A 14,053-nucleotide genomic window follows, 5' to 3' on the forward strand; every position below is an offset into this window, starting at 1 on the left:
CGCCGCCCGGTTCCGTGACCCGGCACGGAACCCGGCGGCGGATCCGGCGAGTCGTTACCGGGGAGCGAGGGGGAGCCGGCGCTTGTGGTCGGTGAGGCGGTAGCGGCGGACGATCGTTTCGAAGGCCCGGTCGTCCACCGGCTTGCCCTCCAGGAAGTCGTCGATGTCGTCGTAGGTGACCCCGAGAGCGTCCTCGTCGGCCTTGCCCGGGTCGAGGGTCTCCAGGTCGGCCGTCGGGGTCTTCCACACCAGCTCGGCGGGTGCGCCCAGCGCGTCCGCGACGGCGCGCACCCGGCGCTTGGTCAGGCCGGTCAGCGGGACCAGGTCGGCGGCGCCGTCGCCGAACTTGGTGAAGAAGCCGGAGACCGCCTCGGCGGCGTGGTCCGTGCCGACGACCAGGCCGTCGTGCGCGCCGGCCACCGCGTACTGGGCGATCATGCGCTGCCGTGCCTTGATGTTGCCGTGCACGAAGTCCTGGTGGTGGTCGTCGCGGAAGGCCACGCCGGCGGCCAGCGCCGCGTCGAGGGCGGCGTCGCTCGCGGGCTTGATGTCCACCGTCAGCACGTGATCGGCGCGGATGAACGAGAGCGCGAGCTGGGCGTCGTGCTCGTCGGCCTGGACCCCGTAGGGCAGTCGCATCGCGTAGAACCGCGCCTCGTGCCCGGCGGCCCGGGCCCGCTCGACCGCGAGCTGGCACAGCCGGCCCGCGGTGGTGGAGTCGACGCCGCCGCTGATGCCGAGCACGAGGGACCGCAGACCGGTGGAGGTCAGCCGCTCGGTGAGGAAGGCCACCCGGCGCTCGATCTCCCGCTCGGCCTCGAAGGTCTCGGCGACCTCGAGTTCCCGGGCTATCTCCTGCTGCAGGGCGATGGACGCCGGCTCGCTCACGTCTGCTCCTTGTTCCGGTTCACGATGTGCTGCCGCCCACCCTAGCCAGAGCGTGCCGGAGGCACGGCACCGGAGGCGTCCATCGCCCGCCTCCGGCGCCTGTCACCTTCCGAGCAGCGGACGCAGCCGGGCGTGAGCCCACCCGCTGAGCGAGGTGGGGGTGGTGGTGAGCAGGTCGCGCGGCTGCTCGGGCACCAGGCCGCGTGATCCGGCGGTCATCCCGACGATGCCCTCCACGGCCGACGGAGGCATCCCGGCCGCTCGCAGCGCGTCCCGCACGGCGTCCTCGCTGACGGGGTTCAGCCGGACCGGGTGCCCGAGCGCCTCGCTGAGGATCCGTGCGACCTGGTCGAAGGTGAGGTCCTCCGGCCCGTGGACGGCCTGCACCACCCGGCCCCGCCACGCCTCGCTCAGCAGCCGGGCCGCGACGACATCGCCGATGTCGCGCGGATCCACCCATGGCATCCGGAAGCCGGGATCGAACGCGGTGGTCAGGACGCCCTTGGAGAGTCCTTCGAGGTCGAGCAGCAGGTTGGTGAAGAAGTACGCGCACCGGAGGTGCAGCACATCCACCCCGGTGGCGTCCAGCTGCTCCTCGATCCCCGCCAGAGCGTCGATGTGGCCGACCCCGTGCCGCTTCTCCGCCCCGATGCTGCTCAGCAGCACCACTCGCCCTACGTCGCCTTTCCCGGCGGCCTCCACCAACGGCGCCGCGGTCCGCAGTGAGGTCCCGACCGGATCCGCCGCCGAGTGCGGCGTGGGATCGACCCAGAAGACGGACCGCGCCTCCGACACGGCGTCCCGGACGAATCCGGCGTCCGTCAGGTCACCCTGGTGCACATCGACCCGCTTGCGGGTCGCCTCGCCCAGGCGGGCCGGGTCGCGGACCAGGACGCGGGGACGGACGCCGGCCTGGAGCAGCAGCCGCACCACGCGCGATCCCACGTGGCCGGTCGGTGTGGTGACCACGATGCTCATCGAGACTCCGTTCCGTGGACTTCTCCGGCGATCTGAGCGCTTCCGAGCGCTTCAGGGTCCGCGTGCCCGTCCGGAGCGGACCCGAATCCGGTACCACAGCGGGCACCCTGCGATTATCGGCAGTCACTTACGGTAATCCATGCCCCGGCGCTCCCCTTGTTCAGCAGCCTCAGCAGCCTCAGCAGCCGCGCGCGAGCCATTCCGGGCGGCCCGCGCCGCGCGGCATCAGGATCGTACGGAAGGCGCCCGGCGTCTCGGACATGACGACCTGGTCGGTGACGCCCTGATAGCGGCCGCACGGAGTGTCGGCGGTGAAGGTCTCCGGGTCGAGGTAGGCGTGGAGTTCGCCGGTGCCGGCGAGTTCGCGGGCGTGGTCCTTGCCGAGGATGCCGAGGCTCAGGATCCACAGGGCGACCCGCGTGAGGGAGACGTGCACGCGGTAGCTGCCGCCCTCCGTGGCGCGCCGCATCAGCGCGGCGATGATGCCGGTGGTGGCCAGCCACGGCACGAGGTAGTCGTTGACGACCTTGATCGGGGGCAGCGCCGGGTTGTCGTCGGTGCCTTCGAGGTTCATCATGCCGGCCACACAGCCGGCGGTCTGGTCGAAGCCCACGCGGTTCGCCCAGGGGCCGTGCTGGCCGTGCAGGCTGACGGTGGCGTGGATGATGCCGGGCCGGATCTCCGCCGCTTCCTGCGAGGTCAGGCCCATGCGCTCCAGGTAGCCGGCGCGGTGGTTGGCGTAGAAGACGTCGGTGCCGCGCAGCAGTTCCCGCAGGACGGCCGCGGACTGCGGGTCGCGGTCGTACGCGAGGGTGGCGGAGCGCACGCCGACCTGGGCGGTGTAGTAGAGGATGTCGTTCTCGAACTGGCCGGGGCGCCAGATGTTGAGCGCGTCCGCGCCGTGCTGGGCCATGGTGCGGCCGATGGCGGCGCCGGCGATGACGTGGCCCAGGCCCAGGGCGCGCACGCCGTCCAGCGGCTGGGCGGCGCCGGGCGGCAGCGGCTCGGGGTCGCTGTCGCCGATCTTCTCGACCTCGATCAGGGGCATGCCGGCCAGGACGTCGCGGTACTGCCGGGTGCCGAGGAACTCGCGGGTGCTGCGCAGCATCGGCATGACGACACCGGCGTCGGCACCCGCCCGCTCCAGCTCCGCGCCGTCCCAGCGGGCGATGGCGTTGGAGATGGCCAAGGCGTCGTCGGGGGCGCCCAGGAGTTTCAGGGTGCGGGACTTGAGCGCCGGGTAGACGTTGAGCGGCATCACCCAGCGACCGTCGCCCGCGCGGTAGAAGGAGAGGGCGAAGGGGTCGTCGGGGGCGGCGACGGGGTAGCCGTTGAGCTTCTCCCACTTGCCGTCGTAGAAGGGGCACAGCCGGTGCGGGGCCTTGCGCAGGTCCATGGCGACGTCCTGGCCGGGACCGCCGCGGTGCTGCCACAGCTTGGCCAGGGCGACGGACTTGGCGGTGAGGCCGAGGGCGGGGGCGGCGGCCAGTCGTAGGGCGGAGGGGACGACCGGGTCGGCGCCGGTGAAGGAGACGGTGCCTCCGGCGTCCTGTTCGCTCATGCCGACGCCGCCGAGGACGTCGTTCAACGCGGCGTGGATGTCGAAGTCGTCGCCGCTCTCGCCGGTGACCGGGTTGTCGAGCGCGGCCTCGATCTTGCGGGTGAGCTCAGCGGACTTCATGGGCTCGGTGCTTTCGGTGCTTTCGGTGCTTTCGGTGCTTTCGGTGCTTTCGGTGCTTTCGCTGTTCTCGGTGACGAGCTCGGTCTGCGGGGTGCTCTCGGTGAGCTTGGTGTGCATCGGGCTGCCTTTCTGGGCGCTCACGCCCGGGCGCGAGCGCCGGAGGTCTTGTCGAGGGCGCGCATCAGGGCGATCTGCGCGCGGTCGCGGCGGGCGGCCAGCTCGTGGACGGGCGCGTCCCCGAAGGCCTGCTCCGCCTGCTCGGTCAGCAGGGCGACGGTGGGCTCGTCGAAGGAGGGGGCGCCGAGGCCCGGCCAGGACGCTTCCATGGCGCGGCCCAGGTGCTGGATGAAGTGCGGCAGACCGCCGGGCCCGCCGCCGAGGTGGAAGGTGCGGAAGGGGCCGGCGGCCGCCCAGCGCAGCCCGATGGAGTCGGTGACGATCTCGTCGAGCTCGGCCTCCGTCACGACGCCTTCGGCCACCAGGTGCACGCATTCGCGGAAGAGCGCGGACTGCAGGCGGTTGGCGACGAAGCCGGGGACCTCCTTGCGCAGGATCTGCGGCTTCTTGCCGAGCGCCGTGTAGAAGGCGTGGGCCCGGCGGAGGGTCTGCTCCGAGGTCCGCTCGCCGGGGACGATCTCCACCAGCGGTACGAGGTGCGGCGGGTTGAACGGGTGGCCGACGACCAGGCGCTCGGGCTGCCGCATCGCCTCGGCGATCGCGGTCGCGGGGATGCCGGAGGTCGAGGTGGCCAGCAACGCGTGGGCGGGGGCCGCCTGTTCGACGACCTGCCAGATCTGCTGCTTCACGGGCAGGCGCTCGGGTCCGTTCTCCTGCACGACGTCGGCGTCCGCGACGGCGGTGGCCGGGTCGGCCTCGAACCGGAGGCGCGCGGAGAGGTTCTCGGCGGGCAGCCCGAGCTCCGCCAGGGCGGGGGCGATCTCGTCCAGCCCGGCCAGGACCTGCTCCTGTACGCCGGGCCGCGGGTCGCTGACGACGACGTCCATGCCGTGGGCCAGGAACAGTCCGGCCCAGGAGATGCCGATCACGCCGGCACCGATGACGGCTGCGCGCCGGTACGGGGCGGGCGCGTCAACAGCAGATGTGGCAGTGGTTTGTGCGTTCATGGTGGGTGCGTTCATGGCGGGTGCACCGGCCTTTCAGCGAGCGAGGTAGTCGTGGACGACCGCGGCCGGGCTCAGGGTGAGATCGGTGAGGATGTGACTGGCGGAGACGACTTCGAGCACCGGCAGGTCCGCGAGCGGCGCCAGCGCGTGGGCGAAGAGCTCCAGGCGGGCCGGGCCGCGGAAGGCGCTCTTGACGGTGATGTCGGTGATCCGGGTGCGGACCAGTTCGCAGATGCGCGGTCGGCCGTCGTAGCCGGGCACCGCCTTGACCATGAACGTGGGCACGCAGATCTCCGCGCGTGCCTCTTCCGGGTCCATCGGGTGGTGCTTGTAGCCCATGGTGGCGGTGGCCACGCGCAGCGAGCCGTAGTCGAGGGTGCCGACCAGGGTGTCGGAGTCGACGTAGAGCCTGGGTGAGCCGGCCTTCTTCGGGTAGGCGCTGAGCTCCCGCCCGCTGGAGATCGCCGGCACGCTGTCGAGGTACATCGCCAGGTTGTATTCGCCGTGCTCGCCCTCGTACTCGACGGGGACGACCTGGCCCGCCTCCGTGTAGGCGCCGAGCCCCGTCACGTCGGGCATCCGCATGATCTCGAACCGCACCAGCGGCTCGGGAACGGCCAGCGGCTCGGGGACGACCCGCCTCAGGGCTTCGGGGTCGGTGCGGTAGGTGATGTTCAGGTACTCGCGGTCGGTGAAGCGGTACCGCGTGGGGGCGAAAGCGGGTGCGTCCAGCGGGGTGGTGAACAACTGGGCGACGTCGTGCATGTGCATGAGTGGCTTCCGTGGCTTCCTTGGAGGTGCCTGTGCCTGTCAGGGGTGCCTGGCAGGAGTGCCTGTCAGGGCGGGGAGCGGACTCGTCCGCTCAGCGCTCGGAACCACTGCACTCCACGGAGCCGATGTCTGTCCAATATATGTTGCAGGCCGACTCGATATCCTTGATCGTATGGATTTCACTCAGCGCCTGCTCGAACAGTTCCTGGTCCTCGCCGAGGAGAAGCACTTCGGCCGGGCGGCCGAGCGCCTTTCGATGAGCCAGCCGCCGCTGAGCCAGGCGATGCAGCGGCTGGAGCGCGGCCTGGGCGCGACGCTCCTGGACCGCAGGCCCGGGGACCTGCGGCTCACCCCCGCGGGTGCGGCGTTCGCCGTGGAGGCGCGGCGGCTGCTGGATGCCCGGTCCGCGGTGGTCGAGCGCGTGCGGCGCGTCGCGCAGGGCCTGGAGGGCGTGGTGCGGGTGGGGTACGTGAGCATCCTCAGCCACCGCCACCTGCCCCGGCTGCTGCGCGCCGCCGCCGAGGAGCTTCCCGGCCTGCGCATCCACCTGCACCAGGACTCCACCGCCACGCTCGTCGAGATGCTCCGCTCCGGCACCCTGGACCTCGCGTTCATCCGCGACCCCTTGCCCGTGGCGGACGAACTGGTCGCCCACGACTTCGCTGTCGAGCACATCGTCGCCGCCCTGCCGCACGACCACCGGCTGGCCGGATCAGACTCCCTCGCTCTGGAGGACCTCTGCGACGACGACTTCGTCCTCCTCAACGGAACGGCCTTGCCCGGCCTCGCCCTTCAGGCCCGGCTCGCCTGCCGGGAAGCGGGATTCACGCCGCGCTGCCGCGCCGACGCCGACGATCTGACCGGTCTGCTCGGTTACGTGGCCGCCGGGCTGTGCGTCAGCCTCATGCCGGAGGACCTGCGCGACTTTCCCGTCCCGGGAATCGCCTTCGTACCGCTTCGAGGGTCATCGCCGTACCTGCGGACGACCATCGCAGCCGTACGCCGCGCCGATGCGGATGCGGCCGTGCACCGACTCTTGGACCTCGTCGCCCGGCACTCCCGTCGCTGAACCCGCGCCTCGGCACGTTCCACAGGATTCGGGGCGTTCGAACGGAACTCCGAGGCATGGAATTGCCGGACTCCCGGATCCGGAAGAGGCGTCCGCTGTCACACTCTCCGAGTGATGTTCCGGCCTACGGGCCGCAATTGAACGATCGAACGGGGGAAACGGCGGAATGCCATCTAGATCATCTAGATCATCTAGATCATCTAGATCATCTAGATCGGCTCGGTCAACGTCGGCTCGGTCAACCCGGTCAACCCGGTCAGCTCGGTCCACCAGACCAACGCGATCAACTCGGTCCAGGCGGGGGACGGTCGTCTGGAGGTGCTCCTGCCGGTGCTCCTGATCAAGGGCCTCGGGGGCGGCGGCGGTAGCGGGCGACGGCGCGTCAGTCACCGTGAGGAATACGAGCGGTGGTGCGAGGAGAACGACGGCCGAGGCCGCTACCACTTCGACAGCGGCGTACCGTTCTGACGCGTTGCCCGGAAGCGTGCGGTGCTGTGGCGTTTCCTACCAGTAGTGGCGCCGGCCGCCAACGGCATGGCCGACGGCTCCCAGGAGCCAGAGGATGAGGCCTATGACGACCAGGATGATGCCGATCGTCCACAGAATATGGATGCCGATGAGGAATCCGACGATGAGGAGGATGAGACCAAGGATGATCACGACGATCTCCTGAGTTTCCGCATTTCTTGTTTCACCGGACATTGTCGTTCGAGCGCCACTCAGGCGGTGCGAGGCCGCCGAAGCGGCCTTTCGTCGCGCGAGCCGACCGTATAGTCGACAGGTGTCCTGAATTTCAGGATATCGCCGACCGGGGATGCCGGAAAGGCGATCCCGTGCGCCCGGCGTCACAGCCGGTCCGGGACCCCGCGGCCGTCTCAGTACGGTCATTCGCGTGCGATCGCCACCGTCACCGTCACCCCAGCGCGATCTCCTCGCCGACCGACTTCTCCCGGGCGGCGGCGACGACCAGGGCCGCGGCCACGGCGTCCTGCACCGCCACGCCGACCGATTTGTACAGGGTGATCCGGTCCGGCGACGTGCGCCCCGGCTTGCTGCCCGAGACGAGCTCTCCTAGCTCGGCGTGCACGTGCCCGGCCGTGATGACGCCGTCGCGCATCGGCATCAGCAGGTCGTTGCTGCCGGCGGGGAAGGGGGCGAGCGCGGCCTGCCGTGTTTCGACGCAGACCAGCGCCTCGGCGACCGTGGCGTCGTCGACCTCGCGGCCGTCCGGGTTGAAGCCCACCGAGATCACGTGCACGCCGGGAGACAGCCAGGGGCGGCGGATCACGGGTTCGAGGGCGTGGGTGGTCGCGGCGGCGATGTCCGCGCCGTCGAGCGCCTCGGCGTAGGTGGGCACCGATCGGACGTCGGCGTCCAGTACGGACGACAGCTCGCCGGCCAGCGCGGCCGCCTTCGCCGGGTCCCGCCCGGCGATCCGGATCTGCCGGATCGGGCGGACCCGGCAGACGGCGCGGGCGTGGGAGCGGGCCTGCACGCCGGTTCCCAGGACCGCCAGTGTCGTCGAGTCGGCACGTGCCAGCAGGCGCGCCGAGAGCGCGGAGCAGGCGGCGGTTCGCGCCGAGGTGATGGCCGTGCCGTCCAGGAAGGCCACCGGTTCGCCGGTGGCCGGGTCGAAGACGACGATGACCGCCTGGTGGGTGGGCAGGGGGGACCCGGCATTGTGCGGGAACAGGGAGACCAGCTTGCTCGCGAGCGCGCCTGCCGACGGTACGTAGCCCGGCATGGCCGCCACGAAGCCCTGCCGTTCGGGCACCGTGGCGGCGACGCGGTCGGGCGCCGACGCGCGGCCCGCGGTGAGATCCGCCATCGCCGGGCCCAGGGCGTCGATCAGTGCGTCCATGTCGAGCAGGGCCTCGATGTGCGAGCGCCCGAGAACCAGCATCCGTTGCTCCCTCTTATCCGACACGGCCCTCATGGGCTGATGTGTCATGCATACATGTTCATCGCACGCGCCTGCCAACTGCCTTTGTTCGTCAGGTGGTTGGACGCCCCAGCCCGTAGGGGGTCAATGCCGGAGCCGTGATCACGGAGGAGGATGAACATAAGGGCAGTTGGTAGTGCCAGCAGTTTTTCCTACGCAAGACTCGTTCTTGCCAGAGCCTTTGCACTGGCTTACTTCCCCCCTTCCATCTTTTGGAGAAGAGCTATGAGCATTCGCAACGCCGCCGCCGTGACCGCCCTCGCCGCTGCCGCCCTCGGTGCCGGCGCGACCGTCGCGAGCGCGCACCAGGCCGACGGCTCCGCGCAGAACTCCCCGGGCGTGGCCGCCGGCAACGTCGTCCAGGTCGCCCCGCGCGTCTCGCCGAACGTCGGCGGCAACGCGATCTCCGTGATCGGCGTCGGCAACCTCAGCCAGGGCAACACGCTGATCAACAAGTAAGCCCCGGTTCCAGCCGCCGAGGGGCCGCAGGGGCGAAGGCTCCTGCGGCAGGCCGCGCGCCCTCCGGCCCCACGTCGGGCGCGCGGCCTTTTCGTCTGCCGGTGAGCCGTGGCCCGCACCCCCGCGCGGTTGATGCACCTCGCAAGGCTGTCGCCGTGCATTTCGCGCATCAGGGCCGAATCCTCCGGGCAGCCTCCTCCACAACGCCGGCCGGAACGAAGAGGTCCAGTCATGGTCCATGAAGTCACCCGAGCCCGTCGGACCGATGCCCTTCGTCTGATCGCCATGGCCATGCTTCCCACCCTCGCACAGGGGCCCATCATCCGCCGTCCGTACGCGCTCCGCGTGGCGGCCGCGCTCGACAGCAACGCGTGGGCCTGCCGGGCCCTGGACGAGCTGAGAGAACGCTACGGACCAGGACCGGTGCTGGTCTCCTTGCCCGGCAGGCAGGCACTCGTCCTCCTCTCGGTCGAGGACGTCCACCGGGTGCTCGGCGATACCGGTGCGGCGTTCACCGCTGCCAACAAGGAGAAGACGGCGGCCCTCTCCCACTTCGAACCGGACGCGGTGCTGATCACCCGGGGCGCCGCCAGGAAGCCGCGGCGCCTGTTCAACGAGACCGCGCTCGACCACCCCGCCCCCGAGCACCGGTTCCACGAGGCCTTCCGCGACGCCGTCCGCCAGGAGGCGCGGCCGCTGCTCCGCCACGACACCCTCGACTGGAAGCGGTTTCACGCCGCGTACCAGCGCATCGTCCGGCGGATCGTGTTCGGCGACGCGGCCCGCGACGACGAGCGCATCACCGAACTGCGGGACGAACTGCGCGGCGACGGCAACTGGTTCATGCTGCACCGCAAACGCCACCGGCTCCGCACGGAGCTGTTCGTCCGCTCGCAGAAGTACCTCGACCTGCCCGAGCCGGGCGGCCTGGCCCGCGCGGTCCGCGCCACCCCGGCCGCGGCCGACGTCAAGCCCGTGGCCCAGATGCAGCACTGGTTCTTCGCCTTCGACGCCGCCCCGATCGGCGCCTACCTCGCCCTCGGCCTCCTCGCGGGCCGCAGGACCGAGGCGGCCAGGGCCCGCACCGATCACGGCTATCTCCGGGCCTGCGTCCTGGAATCGCAGCGGCTGTGGCCCACGTCCCTGGCCATCCTGCGGGACAGCACCGTCGAGACGCGCTGGCCGGGCGGCCCTCCCGTGCCCGCGGGCACGGCCGTGTTCTTCTACAGCTCCTACTTCCACCGCGACGCCCGGCGCCTGCCCTACGCCGACCGCTTCGAGCCCGAGGCGTGGCTCGACGGGCGGGCCGAGGCGGACTGGGGGATCGCACCGTTCAGCCGCGGTCCCGCCGAGTGCCCCGGCAGGAACATCGTGCTGTTCACCAGCGCCACGCTCCTCGCCGAACTCCTCCGCCGGCAGTGGCGGCTCTCGTCGCCGCACCGGCTCGGCCCCGGCCGCCCGCTGCCCCGCACCGTCGACCACACGTCGCTGCGCCTGACCACGGCCGATCACCTGAGGATGACCAAGTGAACCACCCGGGAGCGGCGACATGACGACCACCGGCCCGCTGCGGGGCGCTTCCACCTCCGCCGCTGCTGCCGCCCCGCCCGCGCTCTGGTACCCCGCCGGCCGGCCGCCCGCCTTCACGCCGGCGGAGATCCTGGCCGTGGCAGCCCGCATCAGGGAGCCCGTCCACATCGTGGCCGCCCCCTCCGGCAGTGACACCGCAGCCGGAGCCGGAGCCGGGGCGGTGGCCGGCCTCGGCATAGCCGTCGGAGGATCGACGAGCCCGGCCGGCACCGGGCAGTCCGGGCTGCCCCTCCTGGGCACCCTGCCCCCGCTCTGCCCGGAATGGCTGGGGGACCGCTCCTTCGCCGAAACGCACGGCGTGCGCTTCCCCTACGCCGCCGGCGAGATGGCAGGCGGCATCGCGACCGTGGCCATGGTCAGCGCCATGGCACGCGCGGGCATGCTCGGCTTCTTCGGCGCGGCGGGCCTGGACCCCGACCGCGTGGAACGGTCGGTCGCCGAGCTGTCCGCCACCCTCACGGGCAAACCCAACTGGGGCGTCAACCTCATCCACTCACCCGGCGCCCCCGCCTTGGAGGAGCGGATTGCGGACATCGCCCTGCGTCATCGCGTACCGGCCGTCTCCGCCTCGGCGTTCATGGCCCTGACGCCCGCCGTCGTACACATCGCCGCCCGCGGGCTGCACCGCGGGACGCACGGGCGGATCCAGCGCCGCACCCGCCTGTTCGCCAAGGTGTCGCGGCCCGAGGTCGCCGGGCCCTTCATGTCCCCCGCACCGCCGGCGCTCCTGCGCGCCCTCGTGGAGCGGGGGCGGCTGACGGCGGCCGAGGCGGAGCTGGCCTCCCGCGTGCCGGTCGCAGAGGACGTCACCGTCGAGGCGGACAGCGGCGGGCACACCGACAACCGGCCGCTCGCCGTCCTCCTCCCGGTCATGCTGGCCCTGCGGGACGAACTGACCGCCGCGCACGGCTACGACCGGGTCATCCGGGTCGGTGCCGCGGGCGGGCTCGGCACGCCCGCCGCCGTGGCCGCGGCCTTCGCCCTCGGCGCGGCCTACGTCGTCACCGGCTCCGTCAACCAGGCCACCCGGGAGGCGGGCCTGTCGGGCGACGCCAAGAGGATGCTCGCCCAAGCCGACATCGCCGACGTGACCATGGCACCGGCGGCCGACATGTTCGAACTCGGGGTCAAGGTCCAGGTCCTCAGACGGGGAACGTTCTTCGCTCCGCGCTCGGCCCGGCTCTACCAGCTCTACCGGGACCACGCCCGCTGGGAGGACATCCCTCCCGAGCAGCGGGCGAAGGTCGAGAAGGACGTGCTGCAGGCTCCCTTCGACACCGTATGGGCCGAGACCCGCCGGTTCTGGGAGCAGCGGGACCCCGCCCAGGCGGCGCGTGCCGAGCACGACGCCCGCCACCGCATGGCCCTGGTCTTCCGCTGGTACCTGGGCATGTCGAGCCGGTGGGCGGTCTCGGGCCGCAGCGCGCGCCGCGCCGACTACCAGATCTGGTGCGGCCCCGCCATGGGAGCCTTCAACCGCTGGGCCGCCCACAGCTTCCTGGCCGACCCGGACCGGCGGGACGTCGCGCAGATCGCCCTCAACTTCCTCGAAGGCGCGGCCCTCATCACCCGGGCCCACCAACTGCGCAGCCACGGCGTCCCCGTCCCTGCAGCCGCCTTCGCCCCCCGCCCCCGACGACTCGCCTGAACCGTGGAGCTCGTCGAGGCGCACGGAACCGGCACCACGGCGGGCGACCAGGCGGTGCTCACGGCCCTGAGCGAGGTCTACGAGGCGGCTCCCGGGCGCGACGGCGGGCCGTGGTGCGCGCTCGGGTCGGTCAAGTCCCGGATCGGCCACGCCAAGAGCGCGGCGGGCGGGCGTCTCCAGCTTCGGGTTCGGGGGCAGTAACTTCCACGTCACGCTCGAAGAACACCGCCCGTCCGGTGACGTACGGGACGGCCGCGCCCATGCGGCTCGGACGCGGGGGATCGGTGTGACGCCGGGGGTGCGCGTGGCGGGACGCGCCTTGCCCGGCACCTGTGCGTCCCCGGAAGGCCCGTTTCCGGGAACCGCCGACCGGAGAGCCTCCTGCAGCACCGCCTCTCCTGGCGGCGACACCGTCATCATCATTCGCAGGAGGCCGTCATGAGCAGCATTCGTCGTGCCGTCGCCGCAGCTGCGGCGGGCATCATGCTCACCGTGTGCGGTGTGGTCGTGGCCACGCCCGCCCAAGCCGACAGCGAAATCGCGAAGGTGCTCTGCGGGGCCCTGAAGCTCGGCTACGACCCGGCCCAACTCAAGGGGTGTGAGGACCTGGAGGATTGACCGTTCGGTCGGCATGCGTTGAGCCCTCACAACCCGTGGTCGGTGAGGGCTCAGCGCATGCCACCAGCTCAGCAGGCCAGGGCGCTTGACGCCCCGCCGGGCTGTGGATCTACGGTGTCCGGCATGCTTGCCGCCCACCGAATCCCCTCACTCCTGTACTACGCGGGCTCGTACGGCCTGCTGAAGGAGGTCGCCGCACGACTGCGTCTGATCACCCCCGGCGAGCCGGTCCCCGAGGCACTGTGGCAGAAGAACAGCACCGTCCGCCGATACGCGAAGGAGGCGGCCGAGGACGAGGAGAAGGCGCGCCGACGAGGTGAACAGGCCTTCCCCGATGCTTCCTTCCCTGATGCTTCCTTCCCCGTCATTTCCTTTCCCGGTCCTCCCTTCCCCCGCGACTTCCTCTTCGCCGACGATCCGCTGCTGCGTCTGCGCGCCCTGCTGCCCGACTGGCCCGAACCCGGCTACACGCGCGACCGCATTCACCTGGACGCCGGTGAGCAACTGGCCGCCGGGCTGCTGCTGGCACGCAGCGATCGGTACGACCTGCTCGGTCAGGTCGTGGAGGCAGGCGACCGGGCGCTCCTTGACGCCGTGCGCCCGGCCTTCGAGGCGTCCGTGCGCGAGGGAAACGTCCGGGCCCTGCGCGAGGCCCTGGTACACGACCGGCGCCGCCGCGACCACCTCTTCAGCACGTACGCCGCGGAGCCCGACCCGGAGCCCGACCAGCGGTGGATCACCATCGACTGGGAGGCCGTCCGGCGGGCCGTGGACGCCGACAGCGAGCCGCTGCGCCGGCAGGCCGCCGGGCTCGCCTCCCACCCGCAGTGCCCGCTGGACATACGCCTCCTGCTGGCCACCAAGTGGTCCGACCAGTTCGTGTGGTCCCGGCTCCTCTCGGACCGCCCCACGGGCCTCCGCCTCCTGCGCACCCTGCCGATGCAGCCGAATCGTTCCCTCGCGGTGCCCTTGTCGTACGTGAGCGAAGACGGCGTCGGCGTCAGCGACATCCTCGAAACGGCGCACCCGGCCGACCTCGTGCTGCGGGACGCAGCGGGGCTGCCCGGCATCGTGCGACGGCACCCGATGCAATGCGTGATCACGCGCCAGGACGAGCAGGGGCCGATGCGGCTGCTGCGGGGGATCACGGAGCTGGCCGATCACCACTTGGGAGACGATCCCGGCGCCTGGACGATCGGCTGCCGCATTGTCGAGGGCTCTCGCTTCACCGGCTCGGTGGCCGAACTGCTGGAGAGGGCAGGGGCGAGAAGGCCCCGGTGAACAG

14 protein-coding genes are annotated in these 14,053 nt (G+C 71.5%); 7 read left to right on the plus strand and 7 right to left on the minus strand.

Annotated elements, in window-relative coordinates:
- Window positions 1-54: 54 nt before the first annotated feature.
- The 5 genes from nadE to B7P34_RS05330 form a co-directional block, all read right to left on the minus strand.
- Window positions 55-888: an ammonia-dependent NAD(+) synthetase gene (nadE, locus tag B7P34_RS05305; protein ID WP_106674619.1), complete on the minus strand. Its 834-nt coding sequence runs from the start codon at window positions 886-888 to the stop codon at window positions 55-57.
- Between the two features lie 102 nt (window positions 889-990).
- Window positions 991-1,866 carry an NmrA family NAD(P)-binding protein gene (locus B7P34_RS05310; RefSeq protein ID WP_106674620.1) on the minus strand — a complete coding sequence of 292 codons (876 nt, stop codon included), beginning with the start codon at window positions 1,864-1,866 and terminating at the stop codon, window positions 991-993.
- Window positions 1,867-2,044: 178 nt separating this feature from the next.
- Window positions 2,045-3,664, minus strand: a complete 1,620-nt coding sequence (locus B7P34_RS05315) for a CoA transferase (protein ID WP_223267522.1) — start codon at window positions 3,662-3,664, stop codon at window positions 2,045-2,047.
- A gap of 20 nt (window positions 3,665-3,684) precedes the next feature.
- A complete protein-coding gene (locus B7P34_RS05325) occupies window positions 3,685-4,671 on the minus strand; it encodes a 3-hydroxyacyl-CoA dehydrogenase family protein (RefSeq protein WP_223267523.1) in 987 nt (328 codons plus the stop codon).
- Window positions 4,672-4,704: 33 nt separating this feature from the next.
- On the minus strand, window positions 4,705-5,442 hold the full coding sequence (locus B7P34_RS05330) for an acetoacetate decarboxylase (RefSeq protein ID WP_106674622.1): 738 nt from the start codon (window positions 5,440-5,442) through the stop codon (window positions 4,705-4,707).
- Window positions 5,443-5,614: 172 nt separating this feature from the next.
- Between B7P34_RS05330 and B7P34_RS05335 the strand changes: the two genes are divergently transcribed.
- A complete protein-coding gene (locus tag B7P34_RS05335) occupies window positions 5,615-6,511 on the plus strand; it encodes a LysR substrate-binding domain-containing protein (protein ID WP_106674623.1) in 897 nt (298 codons plus the stop codon).
- Window positions 6,512-7,015: 504 nt separating this feature from the next.
- Here B7P34_RS05335 and B7P34_RS37270 read toward each other — a convergent pair.
- Both B7P34_RS37270 and B7P34_RS05345 read right to left on the minus strand, forming a co-directional pair.
- On the minus strand, window positions 7,016-7,171 hold the full coding sequence (locus B7P34_RS37270) for a DUF6131 family protein (RefSeq protein WP_189382487.1): 156 nt from the start codon (window positions 7,169-7,171) through the stop codon (window positions 7,016-7,018).
- A 253-nt stretch (window positions 7,172-7,424) separates the two neighbouring features.
- Entirely contained in the window at window positions 7,425-8,414 is a 990-nt protein-coding gene (locus tag B7P34_RS05345; RefSeq protein ID WP_106674625.1) for an ornithine cyclodeaminase family protein, read from the minus strand.
- A 264-nt stretch (window positions 8,415-8,678) separates the two neighbouring features.
- Here B7P34_RS05345 and B7P34_RS05350 point away from each other — a divergent pair, with 264 nt between their 5' ends.
- From B7P34_RS05350 to B7P34_RS37275, 6 genes are all read left to right on the plus strand, one after another.
- Entirely contained in the window at window positions 8,679-8,912 is a 234-nt protein-coding gene (locus tag B7P34_RS05350; protein ID WP_106674626.1) for a chaplin, read from the plus strand.
- Between the two features lie 285 nt (window positions 8,913-9,197).
- Window positions 9,198-10,442: a cytochrome P450 gene (locus tag B7P34_RS05355; RefSeq protein ID WP_146166736.1), complete on the plus strand. Its 1,245-nt coding sequence runs from the start codon at window positions 9,198-9,200 to the stop codon at window positions 10,440-10,442.
- A 19-nt stretch (window positions 10,443-10,461) separates the two neighbouring features.
- The gene (locus tag B7P34_RS05360; protein WP_106674628.1) at window positions 10,462-12,150 is read left to right on the plus strand and encodes a PfaD family polyunsaturated fatty acid/polyketide biosynthesis protein; all 1,689 of its coding nucleotides are present in this window, start codon (window positions 10,462-10,464) and stop codon (window positions 12,148-12,150) included.
- Between the two features lie 3 nt (window positions 12,151-12,153).
- Window positions 12,154-12,351, plus strand: coding sequence for a hypothetical protein (locus B7P34_RS38260; RefSeq protein WP_223267524.1), 198 nt, complete (start codon window positions 12,154-12,156; stop codon window positions 12,349-12,351).
- 237 nt (window positions 12,352-12,588) lie between these two features.
- Window positions 12,589-12,768: a hypothetical protein gene (locus tag B7P34_RS05370; RefSeq protein ID WP_106674629.1), complete on the plus strand. Its 180-nt coding sequence runs from the start codon at window positions 12,589-12,591 to the stop codon at window positions 12,766-12,768.
- Window positions 12,769-12,891: 123 nt separating this feature from the next.
- On the plus strand, window positions 12,892-14,049 hold the full coding sequence (locus B7P34_RS37275; RefSeq protein WP_189382489.1) for a hypothetical protein: 1,158 nt from the start codon (window positions 12,892-12,894) through the stop codon (window positions 14,047-14,049).
- Window positions 14,050-14,053: the final 4 nt, after the last annotated feature.

The sequence above is a fragment of the Streptosporangium nondiastaticum genome (assembly GCF_003011965.1).
Classification (GTDB): domain Bacteria; phylum Actinomycetota; class Actinomycetes; order Streptomycetales; family Streptomycetaceae; genus Streptomyces; species Streptomyces nondiastaticus.

Coding starts and splice junctions, on each gene's coding strand:
- B7P34_RS05310 (WP_106674620.1), bottom strand. CDS start 1,866: ATGAGCATCGTGGTCACCACACCGACCGGCCACGTGGGATCGCGCGTG.
- B7P34_RS05315 (WP_223267522.1), bottom strand. CDS start 3,664: ATGCACACCAAGCTCACCGAGAGCACCCCGCAGACCGAGCTCGTCACC.
- B7P34_RS05325 (WP_223267523.1), bottom strand. CDS start 4,671: ATGAACGCACAAACCACTGCCACATCTGCTGTTGACGCGCCCGCCCCG.
- B7P34_RS05330 (WP_106674622.1), bottom strand. CDS start 5,442: ATGCACATGCACGACGTCGCCCAGTTGTTCACCACCCCGCTGGACGCA.
- B7P34_RS05335 (WP_106674623.1), top strand. CDS start 5,615: ATGGATTTCACTCAGCGCCTGCTCGAACAGTTCCTGGTCCTCGCCGAG.
- B7P34_RS05345 (WP_106674625.1), bottom strand. CDS start 8,414: ATGCTGGTTCTCGGGCGCTCGCACATCGAGGCCCTGCTCGACATGGAC.
- B7P34_RS05350 (WP_106674626.1), top strand. CDS start 8,679: ATGAGCATTCGCAACGCCGCCGCCGTGACCGCCCTCGCCGCTGCCGCC.
- B7P34_RS05355 (WP_146166736.1), top strand. CDS start 9,198: ATGGCCATGCTTCCCACCCTCGCACAGGGGCCCATCATCCGCCGTCCG.
- B7P34_RS05360 (WP_106674628.1), top strand. CDS start 10,462: ATGACGACCACCGGCCCGCTGCGGGGCGCTTCCACCTCCGCCGCTGCT.
- B7P34_RS05370 (WP_106674629.1), top strand. CDS start 12,589: ATGAGCAGCATTCGTCGTGCCGTCGCCGCAGCTGCGGCGGGCATCATG.
- B7P34_RS37275 (WP_189382489.1), top strand. CDS start 12,892: ATGCTTGCCGCCCACCGAATCCCCTCACTCCTGTACTACGCGGGCTCG.